General features: G+C 35.9%; 21 protein-coding genes and 1 pseudogene. 13 read left to right on the top strand and 9 right to left on the bottom strand.

What is annotated here, in order from left to right:
* Positions 1-313 precede the first annotated feature (313 nt).
* Positions 314-514 carry a sporulation YhaL family protein gene (locus KQI49_RS16080; protein ID WP_216490598.1) on the top strand — a complete coding sequence of 67 codons (201 nt, stop codon included), beginning with the start codon at positions 314-316 and terminating at the stop codon, positions 512-514.
* Between the two features lie 80 nt (positions 515-594).
* Here the strand turns inward: KQI49_RS16080 and KQI49_RS16085 are convergent, their stop codons facing one another.
* Together KQI49_RS16085 and KQI49_RS16090 are read right to left on the bottom strand one after the other, a co-directional pair.
* On the bottom strand, positions 595-1515 hold the full coding sequence (locus tag KQI49_RS16085; protein ID WP_216490599.1) for a peptidylprolyl isomerase: 921 nt from the start codon (positions 1513-1515) through the stop codon (positions 595-597).
* Positions 1516-2075: 560 nt separating this feature from the next.
* Positions 2076-2645 (bottom strand): DUF3267 domain-containing protein, encoded by a 570-nt coding sequence (locus tag KQI49_RS16090; RefSeq protein ID WP_216490601.1) that lies wholly within the window; start codon positions 2643-2645, stop codon positions 2076-2078.
* Positions 2646-2765: 120 nt separating this feature from the next.
* Here KQI49_RS16090 and KQI49_RS16095 point away from each other — a divergent pair, with 120 nt between their 5' ends.
* Entirely contained in the window at positions 2766-3107 is a 342-nt protein-coding gene (locus KQI49_RS16095) for a DUF1878 family protein (RefSeq protein WP_216490603.1), read from the top strand.
* Between the two features lie 36 nt (positions 3108-3143).
* Here the strand turns inward: KQI49_RS16095 and KQI49_RS16100 are convergent, their stop codons facing one another.
* Positions 3144-3602 (bottom strand): GbsR/MarR family transcriptional regulator, encoded by a 459-nt coding sequence (locus tag KQI49_RS16100; RefSeq protein ID WP_253286887.1) that lies wholly within the window; start codon positions 3600-3602, stop codon positions 3144-3146.
* A gap of 357 nt (positions 3603-3959) precedes the next feature.
* Between KQI49_RS16100 and KQI49_RS16105 the strand changes: the two genes are divergently transcribed.
* The 3 genes from KQI49_RS16105 to KQI49_RS16115 all read left to right on the top strand — a co-directional run bounded on the left by KQI49_RS16105 (position 3960) and on the right by KQI49_RS16115 (position 7045).
* The gene (locus KQI49_RS16105) at positions 3960-5159 is read left to right on the top strand and encodes a quaternary amine ABC transporter ATP-binding protein (protein ID WP_216490604.1); all 1200 of its coding nucleotides are present in this window, start codon (positions 3960-3962) and stop codon (positions 5157-5159) included.
* Positions 5152-6009: an ABC transporter permease gene (locus KQI49_RS16110; protein ID WP_216490606.1), complete on the top strand. Its 858-nt coding sequence runs from the start codon at positions 5152-5154 to the stop codon at positions 6007-6009. Before KQI49_RS16105 ends, KQI49_RS16110 begins: the two co-directional genes overlap by 8 nt.
* Positions 6010-6109: 100 nt before the next feature.
* Positions 6110-7045, top strand: coding sequence for a glycine betaine ABC transporter substrate-binding protein (locus tag KQI49_RS16115; RefSeq protein ID WP_216490608.1), 936 nt, complete (start codon positions 6110-6112; stop codon positions 7043-7045).
* Between the two features lie 51 nt (positions 7046-7096).
* Here KQI49_RS16115 and KQI49_RS16120 read toward each other — a convergent pair whose 3' ends face one another.
* The 3 genes from KQI49_RS16120 to KQI49_RS16130 form a co-directional block, all read right to left on the bottom strand.
* Positions 7097-7453, bottom strand: a complete 357-nt coding sequence (locus KQI49_RS16120; RefSeq protein WP_216490609.1) for a YtxH domain-containing protein — start codon at positions 7451-7453, stop codon at positions 7097-7099.
* A gap of 219 nt (positions 7454-7672) precedes the next feature.
* Complete coding sequence (locus tag KQI49_RS16125) at positions 7673-8194, bottom strand: tryptophan transporter (protein WP_216490611.1); 522 nt, start codon at positions 8192-8194, stop codon at positions 7673-7675.
* Between the two features lie 174 nt (positions 8195-8368).
* Positions 8369-8800: an HIT family protein gene (locus KQI49_RS16130; protein WP_216490613.1), complete on the bottom strand. Its 432-nt coding sequence runs from the start codon at positions 8798-8800 to the stop codon at positions 8369-8371.
* A gap of 483 nt (positions 8801-9283) precedes the next feature.
* Between KQI49_RS16130 and KQI49_RS16135 the strand changes: the two genes are divergently transcribed.
* Both KQI49_RS16135 and KQI49_RS16140 read left to right on the top strand, forming a co-directional pair.
* Positions 9284-10027: an ABC transporter ATP-binding protein gene (locus KQI49_RS16135; RefSeq protein WP_216490615.1), complete on the top strand. Its 744-nt coding sequence runs from the start codon at positions 9284-9286 to the stop codon at positions 10025-10027.
* On the top strand, positions 10020-11231 hold the full coding sequence (locus KQI49_RS16140; RefSeq protein WP_216490616.1) for an ABC transporter permease: 1212 nt from the start codon (positions 10020-10022) through the stop codon (positions 11229-11231). Before KQI49_RS16135 ends, KQI49_RS16140 begins: the two co-directional genes overlap by 8 nt.
* Before the next feature lie 536 nt (positions 11232-11767).
* Here the strand turns inward: KQI49_RS16140 and KQI49_RS16145 are convergent.
* Complete coding sequence (locus KQI49_RS16145) at positions 11768-12943, bottom strand: M20 metallopeptidase family protein (RefSeq protein ID WP_371817587.1); 1176 nt, start codon at positions 12941-12943, stop codon at positions 11768-11770.
* 654 nt (positions 12944-13597) lie between these two features.
* Positions 13598-14020 carry a ferritin-like domain-containing protein gene (locus KQI49_RS16150; RefSeq protein ID WP_216490618.1) on the bottom strand — a complete coding sequence of 141 codons (423 nt, stop codon included), beginning with the start codon at positions 14018-14020 and terminating at the stop codon, positions 13598-13600.
* Between the two features lie 225 nt (positions 14021-14245).
* Between KQI49_RS16150 and KQI49_RS16155 the strand changes: the two genes are divergently transcribed.
* From KQI49_RS16155 to KQI49_RS16180, 6 genes and pseudogenes are all read left to right on the top strand, one after another.
* Positions 14246-14794 (top strand): phosphatase PAP2 family protein, encoded by a 549-nt coding sequence (locus KQI49_RS16155; protein WP_253286888.1) that lies wholly within the window; start codon positions 14246-14248, stop codon positions 14792-14794.
* Between the two features lie 110 nt (positions 14795-14904).
* Positions 14905-15693: a cell wall-active antibiotics response protein LiaF gene (gene liaF, locus KQI49_RS16160; protein WP_216490620.1), complete on the top strand. Its 789-nt coding sequence runs from the start codon at positions 14905-14907 to the stop codon at positions 15691-15693.
* Positions 15677-16741 carry a sensor histidine kinase gene (locus KQI49_RS16165; RefSeq protein WP_216490622.1) on the top strand — a complete coding sequence of 355 codons (1065 nt, stop codon included), beginning with the start codon at positions 15677-15679 and terminating at the stop codon, positions 16739-16741. The genes liaF and KQI49_RS16165 overlap by 17 nt, the downstream gene beginning before the upstream one ends.
* A gap of 369 nt (positions 16742-17110) precedes the next feature.
* Positions 17111-17745, top strand: a pseudogene (locus tag KQI49_RS16170) (response regulator transcription factor).
* Positions 17746-17822: 77 nt separating this feature from the next.
* Positions 17823-18230: a disulfide oxidoreductase gene (locus KQI49_RS16175; RefSeq protein ID WP_216490623.1), complete on the top strand. Its 408-nt coding sequence runs from the start codon at positions 17823-17825 to the stop codon at positions 18228-18230.
* 29 nt (positions 18231-18259) lie between these two features.
* The gene (locus KQI49_RS16180) at positions 18260-18739 is read left to right on the top strand and encodes a thioredoxin family protein (protein WP_216490625.1); all 480 of its coding nucleotides are present in this window, start codon (positions 18260-18262) and stop codon (positions 18737-18739) included.
* A 63-nt stretch (positions 18740-18802) separates the two neighbouring features.
* Here the strand turns inward: KQI49_RS16180 and KQI49_RS16185 are convergent, their stop codons facing one another.
* Positions 18803-19312, bottom strand: coding sequence for an antibiotic biosynthesis monooxygenase family protein (locus KQI49_RS16185; RefSeq protein ID WP_216490627.1), 510 nt, complete (start codon positions 19310-19312; stop codon positions 18803-18805).
* Between the last annotated feature and the right edge of the window lie 141 nt (positions 19313-19453).

Raw genomic sequence — 19453 nt, forward strand, 5'->3', positions numbered from 1 at the left:
GAACTACTTTCCATTTAAAGTCGGGTGAATAATATGGATTTGCCAATGAATACCTCTCCTTTTGAATAGTTGTTTTTTTATTTTTTAACTGTCTACTCAAAAGGGAGCATATCAAAGCGTAGCGTATTTCCGTAGCGATGGTTAACCTCATTCTTTTAATAGAAAGTGTTAAATTACTGCACAGTTTACGGATTATATTCATTAAAATCCCAACAATCAATGTAGCTTCTAAACTTTAAATTAAACTTCTAGTTATTATTTTCATCCTTGTCTCATATAAATATGATAAACAATGGACAAGGGGGCTGAAATTGTGATTCTTGGAGTTCCTTGGTGGGTTTTTATTACAATTTTATTGATATTCTTAAGTGGGTACATGGCATTTAGAGCTATGCGTGCGGAACAAAAATTAGAACAACAATTTATCGAGGAAGAAGGACAAAGATATATCGAACGGATGGAAGAAGAAAGAGAGAGCCGACAAAAAGAGAAGCGCCAAACGATGTCACAATAAAAAAGGTAGAGTGTAGGCTTTTCAACTAAGCCACCTCTACCTTTTATTGTGTTATTATAGGGACAAAATAAAGTTATGTTTTATTCTTCTGTTTCTTCGTCCGCCTCATCATCCGCTTTTTCATCATCGTTTTGATCTAAGTCTTTGTAAAGATCTTTGTATTCATCAATTTTAACATCAACTTCGGCGTCTTTCATCAATTTGTTTACTTTTTCTTGAGCTTCCATTGGATCAATCTTTTCATTAAGCAACTCGCGACGAATCTGTTCCTTATTGTCTTCAAATGAACCAATGTCTTCTTCAGTTTCACGCTTGTCCGTTACTTTAATAATGTGGAAGCCGTGTTGGGTCATAACAGGATCACTAATGTCGCCAACTTCCATGTCGAATGCAACATCTTCGAATTCAGGAACCATGTCTCCAGCAGAGAAATAACCTAATTTTCCGCCCTCATCCTTATTCGCGTCATCTTGAGAATACTCTTTGGCTAAATCCTTAAATTTTTCACCATCGTCAAGTTTCTTTTTAACTTCTTCAGCTGTTTCTTCATCATCGACGAGGATGTGTTGGGCTTCAATTTCTGTTTTCATTTCTTCATAACGTTTTTCCATTTCGTCTTCAGTGACTTCAACATCTTCAGAAGCTGCTTTTTCTTGTAATAAGCTTAATTTGATAACTTTTTCAAAGCTTTTTTCATCAGAAAAACCTTGTTGTTGCATCCACATTTCGTATTGATCACCGAGCTGCTCTTTAAAGTTATCAATTTCTTTATCAACTTCCTTATCGCTAACTTCATAATTATCTTCCAAGACTTTTTGGGTCACAAGTTCATCAAGGACTTGTTCACCTTGTTGTTCTTTCAAAGCGTCATAGAACTCTTCTTTCGTAATGTCCCCTGCATTTGTCTTAACAACTACATCAGAGTCCGCGTTATTAGAACATGCAGAAAGCCCAACCACACCTACTGAAATGGTGGCGGCTATTGCTAACTTTTTAAACATAAGTACACTCCCATTCTTTTTATACCAAAATAAATCGCTAAAGATAAATATACCATAAATCATGGATGGAACAATAGTCTTTTATCATTTTTTTCATTTATAATCACACAAATGCCAAAAACAGTAATATTTTATTTTGAAAACTAATGTTAATATAAAATTACGTAATACTTTTGTATCGAGACACTCGGTTTGTAAGTCCTTATTTTCAACTGAGTGCCGTATTTTAAATATTCATATATAATTTTTTCCTAAGTAATCGCGTTTAATACTTTAACATAGGATGATACCAATAAAATAAGTATCATTATATTAGTAAAACGGAAAACGGTAGCTTGCTTCGTCTGGTTCATCTCTAGTTTAAGACAGTATTGTTGTGTCAAGGAGTTAAAAATATAAAGAATCAGCAAGGCATAAGCTACAAATATATAATTCATCGAAGTCCCCCCATCTTCCAAACTAGATCGCTACTTATATACGAGTAACCTATTCATTATCATATCTCTTACTTTATCAAACTATATTCATTCTGAACAGTACCGAATCTATTATATCTCAGATTATGAGTATCGTTTGTCATAAAAATCATTTGTATCTTTTAATAATACATCAAATTGGCGGATTCCATCTTCTACAATAGCCGTTTTTGGAGCTTTAGCAATTTGACTGATATAAATAAAATCAGTAAAAGATATTCCAATATGGAGTGAAACAAAAAGTGAAATATATACATAATAATCAATAGAATAAAAGCCAAAAATGATTGCTGGAACTGTTATTAAAAATGTTGGTGATATTGCCGCTAAAATTGACACTTTCTTTGTTAAATGGGTACGCGTATAATAAGTACAAATAGGCAAAAATCGATTTTTCTTATATAAAGTGAATTTTATAGGTTTTTTAAGTAATATTAGAGGTAGCACATGACCTAATAAATGAAGAAATGGTAAACAAATAATAGAAACTAAGAAAAAAGTAATACCAGCTTCTTCGACGTGATGGCTGCCATGATAAGTGGAAAGTATTAAATAAGAAAATATAAACGCAATCACAGCAGTTATTAGAGACATCCCACGTATGTAACTTAAACCAAATTCTCTTTCGATGTGAATGGATTTCCAGCAATTCATTTTGATACCCCCAAATCGTTTATAAATAAAAGCCATAATGAATAATAGTCCTTTTTTTAGTGAAAATCAATAGGGAAACGTATTTTATTTTTAGATTATGCAAACAAGGGAGAGGTGGAAATGACAAAAGGTAGAGTAGGGGAGGGCACGCCTTTTCATCTTCAATTACTAATGAATATAATTGATATGAGACATTATCCTTTTACTAAATTAATTATTGATAGGGAAATAACCCAAACAGAGTATAATGAATTAATGTCTTTATTAACCGAACTAGATCATACGTACCAATCTCAAAAAGAACAGGGTCTGTTGAATTTTTCATCATTGCTTGTTCATTTTGCGGGAATGTTGAACGAAAAATTATCACCGACAGAAACGATAATTTCACTGAAAGAAGAGGAGCTTTTCGTGGAATTAATGAATGAGTTTCAAAATATTTTAGAAGATGAATATAACTAAAATAGAGATGTCTCATCTTAGCGAGACATCTCTATTTTATGTATTTGCATTCAATTTAATATTTTCAAAAAGAGTTTCCAATTGAGAGTGGAAAGCGATGATGTCCTTAATCTGATTTTGGAACGTTTCACTATTGTTTATTTGACCTTCGATATTAGTAATTACTTCTTTTTGCCGATGAATAAGAGAGGTGATTTGTTTGAAATGTGAAGTCACAAATGTGTTGAATAAATCATTATTAGCTTCATATAAATCTTTACGGACTCCTTTTTTCCAAACTTGAGAAATCAAGTTTGCTTCATATAAATGGCGCGCACTCGTGCTCATAGATGTTTTACTTTTCCCTAAAGCCTCACTCATGTCATCAAGAGTCATCGGTTCTTTTGATAAGTATAAATGAACAAATAATCGAGCTTCTAATGGGGAAAGATTAAACACTTCCAACGTTTTAGAAAATTCAATGATTAGCTTATTAAGCACTTCTTCTTGTTCCAAGGTGATGATTAAAACCCCCTAAAGCTTGCTAAATCAATGTTACAATAAAAAGTAGATTATTGAAAATGGTTAATAGGCATGGATAATAGAGTAAATAAGAGTAAATAAAAGAAAACTACGCTTAAAGTATATTCAGTTTAAACTGTACGAAAAATATAAAAGAAAATAACCGTATCTACCATTTGTAATGAACGAACGAAACTTATATAGTAGTAAAGTAGGTAATGCGCTCGGTTCTAATGTTTCATTAATAAATGTATATAGTAGTTATTCAGTGTGTAACTGTTAAATATGATTACAAAGCATTAGTAACGGCAGTAAAAAACTTTTTTAATAACAGGAAAACGAGGTGATGTTGTGTCTTTAATAGAAGTTAAAAATCTTTCTAAAATATTTGGAAGGAATGCAAACCAAGCAACAAAATTTCTAGATGAAGGCTTAACAAAGCAAGAAATATTGAAAAAAACAGGTAATACTGTAGGGGTTAATCGTGCAACATTCACAGTAGAAGAAGGTGAAATCTTCGTTATTATGGGATTATCCGGAAGTGGGAAGTCAACCCTTGTCCGTTTGATAAATCGACTTATTGAGCCTACAGAAGGAAATATCTTAATTGCTGGTGAAGATTTATCCAAAATGGATAAGAAAAAATTACGCCAAACAAGGCGTGAAAAATTAGGAATGGTTTTTCAGCGCTTTGCTCTATTTCCACACCGCACGATTTTGGAAAATGCCGAGTTCGGACTAGAAATTCAAAACGTACCAAAAGAAGAACGTGAAAAGAAAGCGACTGAAGCATTGGAAATGGTAGGACTTGGTGGATATCTGAATCAAAAACCTAGTCAACTATCTGGTGGAATGCAGCAACGTGTTGGACTTGCTAGGGCACTTGCTAACGATCCTGAAGTCTTATTAATGGACGAAGCATTCTCAGCACTTGACCCACTTATTCGTAAGGAAATGCAAGATGAACTCATTGATTTACAAAGTAGTATGAAAAAAACAATCCTATTTATTACTCATGATCTTGATGAGGCGCTCAGGCTGGGTGATCGAATTGCGCTTATGAGAGATGGGTCAATTGTACAAGTTGGTACACCTGAAGAGATTTTGGTCAATCCAGCTAACGATTACGTTGAGAAATTCGTTGAAGATGTGGATCGTGCAAAAATATTAACAGCCCAGAATGTTATGAAACGCCCTGAGACGATTAATATTGATAGACATGGACCGCGTGTAGCCCTAGAGCGTATGCGGGAAGAAGGTCTATCAAGTATTTTAGTAGTAGATGGCAAGCGTCAATTGAAAGGTTATGTTATGGCAGAAGATGCGTATGAAGCAACACAGAAAGAAACGAGAGATCTCCATCAGATCTTGAAAACAGATATTCAAAAAGTTTCTAAGGATACACCTATGAATGAAATTTTTAATATCATTTACGATTCACCCATTCCAATTGCGGTTGTTGATAATGATCGCTTAGAAGGAATCCTCGTACGCGGGGCTGTAATAGCCGGACTAGCCGGAGATGGAGAGGTGAATTTACAAAATGTTTGATAAAATATTAGATTTTGCACCTGAAATTCCAATAGCTGAATGGACAACAGATTTTACGGACTGGTTAACAAGTACCTTCTCATTCTTGTTTACGCCGATTAAAGAACATTTTGGGAATTTCATGGAATTTACGAGCGATTTATTAATGAAAGTACCACCTATATTCATTATTCTAATTGTCGCTTTAATTTTCTTTTTCATTACTGGTAAGCGAATAGGTCTGGCGATTTTTTCAATTGTTGGGCTTTGGCTTATCTATAACCAAGGGTATTGGGATCATTTAATTAGTACTTTCACCCTTGTCTTAATAGCAAGTTTATTGTCAGTCATAATTGGTGTTCCAATTGGGATACTAATGTCGAAAAGTCGAATTGCAGAAGCGATTATACAGCCAATTTTAGACTTTATGCAGACGATGCCTGCTTTCGTTTATTTGATTCCGGCAGTGGCCTTTTTTGGAATCGGAATGGTCCCAGGCGTATTTGCTTCCTTAATATTTGCAACACCGCCAACAGTTCGTTTTACCAATTTAGGTATTAGACAAGTTTCTGAGGAATTGGTTGAAGCATCAGAGGCATTTGGTAGTACTGGCTCGCAAAAACTTTTCAAAGTAGAATTGCCGATGGCGAAAGATACTATTATGGCTGGAATTAACCAAACAGTTATGTTAGCCTTGTCAATGGTTGTTATAGCTTCCATGATTGGAGCGCCCGGATTAGGAAGAGAAGTATTATCTGCCCTGCAGCGTGCTCAAGTAGGAACAGGATTTGTTGCTGGTATTGGAATTGTTATTTTAGCAATCATTATTGACCGAGTGACTCAAAATATGAACTCTAAAAAAGAAGGTTAATTAGTGTTGGTACATCTTTTTAGGTTAGGCATTCTTTAGAAGCTTGCCTAACAGAAAAGATTCCATATATATAATATTAAAAAGGGGAGACTTTAACTTTATGTTAAAATTTAATTGGAAACGTCTAGGTATTGTAGCCGGACTTTCACTATCACTTGTAGCAGCAGGTTGCGGTTCTGATGACGATGCAGATACAAATAATGACGCATCAGATAATGCTGGCGGTGATGATGTAAACTACAGTGAAGAAATGGATTATTCAATTACGGCTATCGAGCCAGGAGCGGGCGTTGTTCAAGCCGCTGAAGATTCAGTAGAAGAATACGGTAATTTGGATGGTTGGGATGTTCAAACTTCTTCCAGTGGTGCCATGGCGACAGCGCTAGGCGAAGCTATTGACAAAGAAGAGCCGATTGTTGTAACTGGCTGGTCACCTCATTGGAAGTTTGCTGAATATGATCTTAAGTATCTAGATGATCCAAAAGGTGTGTTTGGTGAAGCAGAAACAATTGAAACAATGGTTCGTGAAGGTTTAGAAGATGATATGCCTGAAGCTTACAAATTATTGGATCAGTTCCACTGGTCACCTGACGATCTTGAAGATGTCATGTTAGAAATTTCTCAAGGTGCCGATCCAGAAGAAGCAGCAGCTGAATGGGTAGAAGAGAATGAAGACATGGTATCTGAGTGGAAAGATGGTGTTGACGAAGTAGACGGTGATGAGATTGAATTAGTTTATGTTGAGTGGGATACTGAAATTGGCTCAACAAACGTTGTTAAAAATGTTTTAGAAGATTTAGGGTACAATGTAACAATTACACCACTTGATAACGCAGTAATGTGGCAAGCAATTGCAAACGGTGAAGCAGATGGTATGGTTGCTGCATGGTTACCAGACACGCATGGTGATTTATATGAAGAATATAAAGACGATCTCGTTGAATTAGGTCCAAACCTTGAAGGTGCAAAAATCGGTTTAGTTGTACCTGAGTATATGGATATTGATTCCATTGAGGACCTAGAGCCTGCTAACTAAATCGAATCACGTATAAAAGCCTTCCCAAACTTTCGGGAAGGCTTTTGATATTTATTTTTTCACTTTTTCTTCTAATTCTCTTAAGCTTGATTCAATTTGTGATAGATATTCGTTTATATTTTCTTGATGGGGTTCTACTGTCTCTTTCCAATCTTCAACTGATTCTTTCATTTCTTGCGTTAACTCTTTAAATAAAATGGCTCCCTCTTTTGATGTTTGAGCCAGTTGATCTTTTAATCGAAATCCATCTTCACGTAAAGTGTCTGCCAAGTGTTTCCACTCTTCTGCTTGCTGTTTTACTTTAAAGCGCATTCCTTTACCAGAGGAAGGTGTACTAAGCAGAGTAACACCGGCTCCAACAGCACTACCAACAAGGACTCCCAAAATTAGTGATTTAGTTCTAGCCAAATGAATCCGCTCCTCTCTATGTAATATTTTCACCTGTGAATAAATTATTAAACATTATTTTTTCAATCAAATAAAATCATGTTCACATTTATGCTGTCAAGTAGTTTTCTAGAACTTTATAATGACATTGATTTATAAAAGGCTTGTTTTGTTCTTTAAAAACTCCCCTGACAAAAGTTTGAGCCAGAGGAGTTGTATAGTTTGTGTAATATTTTATATTTAAGAATGGGTTAATGGTTGAGCTCGCTTCATAATACCTTGTGTTATTGGATAAATAATTACCATCGCAATTGTATTGACTACAGTAGCTGGAAGGACGATAGCTATAAAGAGTGTTAAGAATCCACCTTCCATTAATCCTAAAATAAACAGTGCAACCATTAAGAAAACAGAACCGCTGATCATGGTTCCAATGGCAGTTAAAATAGGAGCATTGATTGTTCGTTGGATTTTTTTATCCATTAATAAAAGTAATCCTAAGAATATTAGGGCAGTAATCGGTTTGTCAATAACGTTAGCGATTTGACCACCAGGTACGCCGGTCGTTAACGCGGATACTATCCCTGTTAATATGGATAGCAGCACGACATACTTAACTTTTGGGATTAATAAAATACCGAGAAACATCATTGACAACAGCATATCCGGCTTCATCCCGAATAAAATCGGTGGAACCATAGCGTGAAGCACTGTCCCAATCCCTACTAATAATGACAGTAAAACTAAATTTCTTGTATTCATTTGTCTTCTCTCCTCGTCTCAGCTCTACTCAAGCTAAATAATCTAAACTCTAGCGGGGCTCCCGCTTAATCTCCAACTATACGCTCGTCGTTAGTTGCGAGATTATTATAAATAATTATAACAAATATCCATCAAAATAAAAAGCATTAATTTTATTAAAAGCTCGTTTCAAATTTATTTTTCTGTATTGTCACTAATTTTTTTAGCCATAGCTTCGAGATCTGTCATTTCATAATCATCGCTATGCGTCACCCAATTTGAAGAGTAACCATCGCCTTCTCCGTAGCGTGGGATTAGGTGAATATGAAGATGGAATACAGATTGGTCTGCCGGTTCTTCATTATTATTTAATAAATTCATCCCAATTGGATTGTATGTTTTTTTAATCGCGTTAGCAATTTTAGGGACTCTTGCAAATAACTCCTTCGCTACATTAGCAGGTGTTTCATAAATATTTTTTGTATGTACTTTAGGGATAACTAACGTATGACCTTTTGTGACTTGGCTAATATCCAAGAAGGCAAATACATGTTCATCTTCGTATACTTTGGCAGAAGGAATGTCACCTTCAATAATTTTGCAAAAAATACAATCTTCATGTGCCATAATTAACATCAGCTCCTCAACTATTTTAAATCTATTGTATAGGGATTAAGTGTTATATGTAAAGCTTTTCAAATAAGTTATCTAAAAAGTCAGATTTATATAATGGATAAATCACTCAAATAAAAACGGGTATAACCCAAAATTTGGATTACACCCGTGAAGATATAAAGATGGTAGTAGGACGAATAATCTAATGGTGGGGGCTAGTAATAGGCGCTAAATATTTCATTTAACGATTTTACTAAACCTTTCTGGCGGTATCCTTTTTCGGAAGGACATGTTCCGACAAAAGGGTTATTGTCATTAGATTAACTTTCACTTTAGTGAAACATCCTTAAATCTTCCTTACTTATAGTAGACCGGATTTTAAATTTTATACCTAATTAGCTGTAAATCTTGTCGAACGATGAGTAGGAGTATCTTTTGGCAAAGTCCTTTAAAAGTGATAAAATTTAGCCAATGAATATGCTAGGGGGAAAATTTGTGGAACCTTTGTTACGCATCGAAAATTTAGTTGGAGGATATACCCACAAAAATGTTCTACACGGTATATCTTTTGATGTATATCCAAACGAAATAGTGGGGCTTATCGGTTTAAATGGTGCAGGGAAAAGTACAACGATTAAGCATGTGATTGGCTTAATGCAGGCAAAACAGGGTGTTGTATCAGTGAATGGGAAAACATTTCAAGATGATCCAACCACATATCGCAATCAAATGGCATATGTTCCGGAGATGCCTATGTTATATGATGAATTAACGTTACATGAACATCTTCGCTTGACGGCCATGGCTTACGATGTTCCAGAAGATTTATTTGAAGAACGACTCCATCCCTTGTTGAAAGAATTTCGAATGGAAAAGCAGCTAAACTGGTTTCCCGTTCATTTTTCAAAAGGAATGCGTCAAAAAGTAATGATTATGTGTGCTTTTTTAATTGAGCCATCTTTATATATTGTTGATGAACCCTTTGTCGGATTAGATCCGATAGGGATTCAATCATATCTACAATTAATGGATGACATGAAGGCAAAGGGCTCGGGCGTGCTCATGTCCACACACATACTCGCAACAGCGGAACGCTACTGTGATCGATTTGTTATTATACACGAAGGTAAGATTAAAGCCCTGGGTACGCTTGACGAACTCAGGAAGCAATTTAATATGCTGGATGCAACTTTGGATGATCTTTATGTTCAATTGACAAAGGAAGATAGTCATGTTTAATTCCCATACTTTTTATAAAAAACGTCTTTCTGAACATTTAAAAGAGACAAGTCGTTATTTAAGATATATGTTAAATGAACATATTTCTATAGCCATGCTGTTTCTTATATCAGCATTAGCTTTTTATTATCAGCAATGGCTTGCTCAACTACCTGAAAATTTTCCGACTGCTTTGATCATCGGAATTGCATTCGGTCTTGTCGTCAGTTATAGTCCAGTGCGAACATTGCTAAAAGAGCCTGATCTTGTATTTTTAATCGTTGCTGAAGACAAAATGTCAGCCTATTTTCGTAATACGTTAATTTATAGTTTTGTTATCCAGCTTTATATCGTTTTCATCGTGGCAGCGGCTTTAGGACCACTTTATTTAGCTACATATCCGGAGCGTTCCGGAAAGATGTATTTGTATACCATTGTTGCCTTGCTAATTTTTAAAGCTTGGAATTTACTTGCTAATTGGTGGATGTTAAAAGTTAGAGACGATTCTCTCAGGCATGTCGATCTAGCTTTAAGAGTAAGTTTAAACTGTGCTGCTTTTTACTTTTTTGTCAGTGGAGATGGTTTGCTCGCAGGGATCATGACAGTTTTATTTGTTATTATTTTTTTATATGACTATCAGTTATCACAAAAGCAACTAGGCATTGCCTGGGAATTGCTTGTGGAAAAAGATAGAAATCGAATGCAAGCTTTTTACCGTTTAGCCAATATGTTTACTGACGTTCCTCATTTAAGAAATCCGGTTAAAAAACGAACTTGGCTTGTTTCACTTGTTAAGAATGTTCCTTTTGCTAAACAGTATACATATGACTATTTATATCGAATTACGTTTATTCGTAGTGGAGATTATTTAGGTATGTATATACGGCTTATGATTATTGGTGGACTAGTCATTTTTTATATCCCGAATTTAGTGATGAAACTTCTGTTTGCACTTTTATTCTTGTATATGAGCAGTTTTCAAATGGTAACGCTCTTCCATCACCATCGTACAGTGATGTGGTTGGATATTTATCCAGTTGAATATAGTGTTAGAAAACAAGCATTATTGAAATGGCTTACCCAATTAGGCTTTATCCAAGCGGTTCTTTTTGCGCTTATCTTTGTCATACTTAAGCTTTATTTAGGTGCGCTGATTGCTTTAGTTGGGGGAATATTGTTTGTTTATGTGTTTGTTAATGGCTATGTCAGTAGGAAGTTAGTTTAAAAAGCAATGGCATCTCATAGTTGCCATTGCTTTTTTGGTAGTTAAGGAAACTATAACATTAAAACCCTGTGGATAACTTTATACTGAAATTGGCCACGTCCAACTCTGGGCGCCCAGCAACTACCAAGCTTCGAATACCTTCCTACGATAAGTCGAACTCGAATCGCTCCGCTCTTCGGTTCTCCTTTATCTCGTCAGGTCTTCTCCAGCTTGTACGTTCCTAACCGGCCGCCCCGCGCTTTTGTTACGTCCAGCTCTGGGTGCCCAGCAACTAGCAGGCAAGTTTTGGTATTAAAAAACTTGCGAGACTTCCTTCACCTCATGCTAAACGGCTCTACTTAAGGAAGACCGACTAAAATCACCCTTTGCGGCTAACGTCGGCATACCCTTTTTGCAGGGGCATGTTTCCTTTATCTCCTACGTAGGAATGGCCAATTAAAACCACTGCTCCTGAGCAGTAACATTGACCCATCCCGCTTGGGAGGCGCAGTCCGTACGTTGCTAAACGGGCGCCTCGCGCTTTTGTTCTTAAAAACCTAAGCGTGCTTTTCTTGATAGTTAAAATAAACCTGAATCAAAGTTTTGGCGGCAATAGGTAATGCACGCTCATCAATGTCAAATTTAGGATGATGGTGGGGGTAAAGATTTCCTTTTTTTTGAGCGCCTGTAAAAAAATAAGCCCCGGGTTTCTTTTGGGTATAATAGGCAAAATCCTCTCCACCCATAACGGGAATGATGTTTTCTCTTTTTTCTATTTCTTCGATATTCTCACTTGCTTCTAAAACGAGTTCGGCGTCTTCCGCATGATTTATTAAAGGTGGATACCCTTTAAAATAATCAAAGTCGTAAGTCACATTGGCTGACAAACATACACCCTCAATTATTCTTTCCATCTCTTTAATGACTGTGTCTTGAACATCTTTTTCTAAGTAACGAACCGTTCCAAGAATCTTTGCTTGATCGGCGATAATATTAAATGCTTCACCTGCTTCAAATGCACCAACTGTTACAACTGCCGTTTTAAGTGGGTCGATTCGTCTGCTGATAATTTGTTGAAGCTGGCTGACTATTTGCGCACCAATCACAATTGAATCTTTTGTCTCGTGCGGATAAGCGCCATGCCCACCTTGCCCTTGGATAGTAAGTTTAAACCTATCAGTCCCTGCCATAAATACATCGGTTGATGTTTCTAATACACCTAATGGCGTGGTTGCCCATAGGTGAGTACCGAATACAGCATCCACGTCATCAATTGCTCCGGCTTCAATCATTGGTTTCGCACCGCCGGGAGCATATTCCTCTGCATGTTGGTGAAGAAAAACGATTGTGCCAGGAAGACTTTCTTGGTAATTTTTCATGACTTTTGCGAGAGTTAAGAGTGTGGCTGTATGCCCATCATGACCACAGGCATGCATCACACCATCTACCTTTGATTTATAAGGAACATCTTTTTCATCTTGGATTGGAAGAGCATCAAAGTCAGCTCTTAGTGCAATTGTCTTACCTGGTTTTCCACCTTTTAAAGTGGCGACGACCCCATTTCCACCTACGTTCTTTTTATAAGGAATCCCTAATTCTTCATAAAATTCAGCAATGTATTTAGCAGTTTTATATTCTTGGAATGACAACTCGGGATATTGATGGAGGTATCTCCGTATATCCACCATGTCTTGATACGAGTCATCAATTGCTTGAAAAATTTCTTGAATCACCCAAAAACCTCCCTATATGTTTTGAATAATTATAACATTTAAAGGCTTCTTTAGGGAAGATTCAGAACATAAAGTATATACTTATCGAAGTTTTTATGCTGTAGTTGTAACCTCATTTTTATACAGTTAATCTTACACAGTAGATATAAAATGTGCAGTAACTAATGAGCTATTTTCAACGCAAGCGTAATCATGACCGTCTGGGATCGCTCCGGGCGGATGCTTTCCGCGGGCACGGCTTCAGCCTCCTCGAGAAAACCACTCTGCGGGGTCTTCAGACTCGTGCTTTTCCCGCAGGAGTCACCGCCCTGCGCTCACCCAGACTATTAAAGTTATTTAATGCTATTATAAGGCAAATTTGTACAATGATATTACGCTGAAATCAGCGTAGGAAAAAATGCGGAGACTCCAGTGGGAGCTGAGGCCTAGATGAGACCCCGGAGAGCGTAGCTCGAGGAGGCTCATCAGCCGCCCACGGAAAGCGTAGCGTTTTTTCCGCAGCGCTCGAATTATCTCTTACTTTAGTAGGACTGGAAGGAAATTTTTTTAAAACTGTGTTGCAGTTTATGTATTATGTGAAGACATTTTGGGATGTATTGTGGAAGTAAAAAAGACACTTTAGGTTAATAAAGTGTCTTTGAAATGCTTTTAAGATTATTTTCCAAGTAATCGTTCGAGTTCTTCTTTATGTCCTGTTTCATCTGCTATGATATCTTCTAACTTAACAACGAGTGCGGTGTAACCTAGTTCTTCAGCTTGTTCTTTGCGTTTTTCGTAGCGCTCAATTGTATCTTTTTCAGCTTGTAAGGCAGCTTTTAGCAATTCATCGACTTCTGTAGGCTGTGGATTCTTGGCCACTTCTACAGTCGGTGTGCCACCTAGTGCTTTAATTTTTTCTGAAAGATAAAGAGCATGTCCTAATTCATCTTCAATTTCATCTTCGAAAGCAGGTTTTAAAGAAGCGCGATATGGACCTGAAACAACAGCAGCACTGTAAGTATATTGAACTACGGCTCCATATTCATGTGATAAGTCCTCATTTAATCCATCAAGAAGATCTTTCTTTTTATCATCCATATTTATCAATCCTTTCATATCGTAAAGCTAACCACTATTATATAATTCCCTATCCTATTTTTTTAAAACCAAATATAAGGTATGATTATAACAAACTTTAAAAATGACTATTTGCTGTAATAACTAAAGGGGGAGATTGCAATACCTAAAAAATTTAATTACATACTATCTACTTTTGTCTTATTCTTGCTTGTCATTTGGTCAATAAAGATTGTCAATGGAGAATTGCCATATATCGACCAATGGACACGAGCGTTTGTTGCAACTTTAAATGAAACAAATCTATACTATATTTTTAGAGCAGTTACAGATCTTGGGTCAAAATCTTTTCTAATTCCATTTACAATTGTGAGCTCACTCCTGGTATGGGTTATTTTTAGAGACTGGATCCCGGCACTCATTTTAGGTGGCGGAACGTTAGTGACCCATTTATTCAATAAATTAATCAAAACAGTCATAGCGAGAGAAAGGCCGAGTATTTGGGTGGAGGCTAATGCCGAGGGTTACAGCTTTCCCTCAGGCCACTCAATGATAACGATTGTCTGTTATGGTTTGCTCGTTTACTTTATATGTAAGAAGGTAAAATCAAATAAAATTAAAGTTGCCATCCAAGTGATTTTTGCACTTTTAATCTTGATGATTGGTTTAAGCAGGTACGTTATTAATGTTCATTACTTAACTGATATTTTAGCAGGGTTTTCAATAGGTTTCGGATGCTTGCTCGCCCTAATTAACCTAGACATGATGATTAATAAACACAGATCTCAGTCTTAAGGCTGAGAAAGAACCAATCTAAAGGTTGTTCTCTTTGAACTCAATTTCTTGGTACAATGAAATTATCAAATGAAGTAATACAGAAATAGATACAGCGAGGAGGCAGGAACATGAGAGGTGGCTTTTTTCGTTTTTTATTAGCAACTATACTAATTGCTGTTGGAGTAGTTTTAATACTAGAAAATATTGGTATAGCTACATTTAACGTGAAAAATGCTTGGAACTTAATATATCCTATTATATTTATTTTTTATGGATTTAAATTAATAATCGATCGAATGAAATATAAAGGTGGCAGTTGGCTTTTAGGATCTTTCTTTTTAATATTCGGTAGTCTATTAATGTTAGATCGTGTCGATTTGATTGTATTTAAATTTAGTGATATTGGAAAGCTCTGGCCATTATTAATTGTGTACTTGGGATTTACGTTTTTCCGTCATTCATTTGGTCCGACAGTAGTAATCAATCCAAAAGATAAAGATAAGCATAAGTATAAAAAGTTCTATAAAAACTCAAATTTTTCAATAGGGGATTATGAGTATAATCAGCCTAACTGGAAAGTTGAACCACTTTATTTAACTAATTTGGCAGGAGATTTTTATTTCGATTTCACAAAGGCTTTTATCCCTGAAAAAGAAACTCCCATAACGATTAGTGCATTAGCTGGAGATGTTCATATTTTAATGCCTGAAAATGTGGACTTTAATGTAGAGGCATCTGTAAGAGCAGGGGATATTGATATTGTAGGACAATCTGTTGACGGAATAAATCGTTCTTTATCATTTAAAACAGCAAATTATGATGAGGCTATTCGTAAAGTAAATTTTACTTTAAAGTTAAAAGCAGGATCTGTTCGGATTGATCAAATAGGGGGCGATGGTGATGAACAAGAAATTTAATAGTATTCGGTATCGTTATATTCGCTCTCATTTGTATGGGTTGTTCCTGACCACGGTTACTCTACTCTCTATTTTACTTACCATCCATGTGGTACTTGACCCAAAATGGCTATCTGTGCAGAGTATATTTTTATTTATTTTATTATATATAGGCTTAGCCATGTTCATATCTTTTTATGTCGGTTTTAAATCAAGTGGTGATATGCGAGAAAAGCTAGATTATTTATCCGTATTAATTACTCAATTTTCGAATGGAAATTACGATTCTCGCGTATATGTTAACGAAAAAGATGAGCTGGCTCGCATTGGAAATGAAATGAATGAGTTAGGAGGAAAATTGCAGAATCAAGTTAAATCACTTCAACGGATGGCTGATGAAAAGTCAGAACTAGCTAAAACGGCTCATAAATCAGCTGTTATTGAAGAAAGGCAACGATTAGCAAGAGATTTACACGACGCAATTAGTCAGCAACTTTTTGCGTTAACTATGCTTTCTGAAGCTGCAGTAAAACAAATTGATATTAATCCCAGCTTAGCAAAAGAACAGATGACCGAAGTCGCACAAGCTGCTCTTTATTCTCAAGCGGAAATGCGGGCGCTTCTCCTTCATCTTCGCCCAGTATATTTATCAGGTGATCCACTTGTTAAAGGGATACATAAATTAATTGAAGAATTAAAGCAAAAATGCCAAATAGATTTTCAAGTGACAATAGATTCAGATCTTACATTATCTGAGATGATTGAAGAGCATATTTTCAGAATCGTCCAAGAAGCATTTTCTAACATTCTACGCCATGCATTTGCTTCGGAAGTAAAGTTGGCTATTGTTCAAAAAGACAAGGAAGTTTTAATACATATTGCTGATAATGGAAAAGGATTCGATATCAAAAACAATACCAACAAAAAAGCATCTTACGGTTTAAAAACAATGCAAGAACGGAGCGAGGAAATCGGTGGAACGTTCATCGTAAGATCCAATAAAGACGAAGGCACATACATTGACATAAAAATACCTTATCAAAAAACAAAAGCTCAAGCGCACGCTTAGCCCCGACAAGTTTAAGCAGAAAATCGTAGTGGCGATTTTTGCCACGTAGATTTAATGCTTAAAACCTCGAGGGGCTGTGCGCTTCAGCTAGACGGAACAAAAGCTCAAGCGCACGCTTAGCCCCGACAAGTTTAAGCAGAAAATCGTAGTGGCGATTTTTGCCACGTAGATTTAATGCTTAAAACCTCGAGGGGCTGTGCGCTTCAGCTAGACGGAACAAAAGCTCAAGCGCACGTTTAGCCCTGACAAGTTTAAGCAGAAGATCGTAGTGGTGATTTTTGCCACGTAGATTTAATGCTTAAAACCTCGAGGGGCTGTTAGATAAAACAAAGTTATAAAAGTCTCATTTTTAAAGAGGAGGAGAAGATCATGATCCGAGTTATTGTTGTCGATGATCACGATATCGTGCGTAAGGGGATAATCGCTTATCTACAAACAGATCAGGAAATTAATGTGGTAGGGCAGGCTTCAAGTGGGAACGAAGGAGCCGATTTAATTATAAAAGAAAAACCCGATGTTGTTCTAATGGATCTAATTATGGAAAACGGTAATGGAATTGAAGCGACACAAAGAGTAATGGAAAATTATCCAGAATGCAAAATTATTATTTTGACGAGTTATTATGATGATGAACAAGTATTTCCTGCGATAGAAGCTGGGGCGTTTAGTTATATGTTGAAGACGTCTTCCGGAGATGAAATTATTACTGCTATAAAAAAGTCAATACAAGGTGAAAATGTTATTGAACCCAAGGTAGGAAAATGATGGCTGGCTTTAAAAAAGAGGAGAAAAAGCTTCATACAGACTTAACAGATCGTGAGTTTGAAGTTCTTATCTGTATAGGTAACGGGATGACAAACCAGGAGATAGGTGAAAAGTTATATATTGGAATCAAAACAGTTAAAACACATGTTAGCCATATATTATCTAAACTTGAGGTGAGTGATCGTACACAAGCAGCGGTATATGCCCATAGAAATCAACTATTAGAGGGGGAAGGGTAATTTATAATCTCTCTTTTTTTGTTTTTTTATATGGATGATGTATAATTAAATAGATTATTAAAAAGGGGAACGTTTATATGCAAAAACAAAGTCAAACTGAGAATCTTATGTTGTTGATTTGGATACAAGCTTTACTGGCTGTTGCTGGTAGTTTGTATTTTTCTGAGATAAAAGGTTATGTACCATGTGAACTTTGTTGGATCCAGCGAATTTTTATGTATCCTTTAGTTATTATATATGGTATTGCCTTATTAAAAAGAGATATAAAAATAGCATTACCGGGTTTGATTTTAAGTGGCATTGGCATGTTTATATCAGCTTATCATTATTTACTTCAAAAATGGCCAGCACTCCAACAGGCTGGAGATACGTGTGGGATTATTCCATGTAATACAGAATATATAAATTACCTAGGATTTATAACAATACCCTTTTTAGCGGGTGTGGCATTTATCGTTATATTCGTTATTCACATACTAATTTAAAACATGTAAGGTAGGGAGGCATTACATAAATGAGAAATAAAATGATTATTATCATTGGTGCGATTGTTGTATTATTCGGAGCGCTATATTTTATAAATGATTATAAGAACAAGCAAACTATCGAAAATAATGAAAATCCATATGGAGATAAAAAGTTAGAACAGTCAACAATTGCTCAATTGGATGATCCTCTATACAATAATCAAATTATGCCAGAGGAACTTAAAGAAGAGGTCGAGAGCGGTGAACCAGTGACGGTTTATTTTTATAGTCCTGAATGCATCCATTGTCAAAATACAACCCCTGTCCTTGTTCCCGTAACTGAAGACTTAGATATCGATGTCGTTAAGTTGAATTTACTTGAATTCCCTGCGGAGTGGGATAATTGGAATATAGAAAAAACCCCGACACTCGTTCATTATGATGATTCCGAAGAGGTCGCTCGTATAATAGGGGAACGAACAGAAGAGGAATTTCAGGCATTTTTCAATGAATATGTGATTGATTAAGTAACAGGCTAGTTTGATGGATTATACCATTGGACTAGCCTGTTTTTATTTTAGTTATAAGAATTATATATTATCATCATCATCTAGATCATACATAGTATAAGTGTTTAAAAACGGTTGTTCCATAAAATACGCCGGCTGTTTAGCAGTAAAGGCTTCTTGTGCATTGGAGAATGCATCAGAGTTTTTCCAAGCTTCATAATCCTTTTCTGATGCCCATTGCGTTAAGATGATGTATGTATTTCCATCTAAAGGCTTTAATAGGCGAAACGCTTGGAAGCCTTTTACCGAATCTAAGTTTTGCTGTATTTTATTAAAACTTGTTTCAAAAATGGGTTTAGCTTCGTCGGCTACCGGAATATTATTCATGGCAATATATCCTTTTTCCTGGATGTCACCTGAATTTAAAAGAATATCATAGCTCCTCCCAGCAGCAAAGATACTTTTCTTATCATCTTCATAATATGCTAGAGTGCTAGAGTCACCAACCATTAAATAAATTGTCAGTTGGACATGTTTCTCAGTAAGTTTGAATAAAAAGTCAACCGTTCCATTAGTCATGTGAGCGTTCATTAGAAACTCTCCTTTTAAAATCACCTTTCTCTGTATAATACCCGAATTTCAATGACACTAGCCATCCTTTAGATGTTTTTTATTACCATTCTGTGTATATCCATTCATCCATGTAGAAAAATGTCGTATAATGGAATAGAT

The organism is Virgibacillus sp. MSJ-26 (genome assembly GCF_018918075.1).
Classification (GTDB): Bacteria; Bacillota; Bacilli; order Bacillales; family Amphibacillaceae; genus MSJ-26.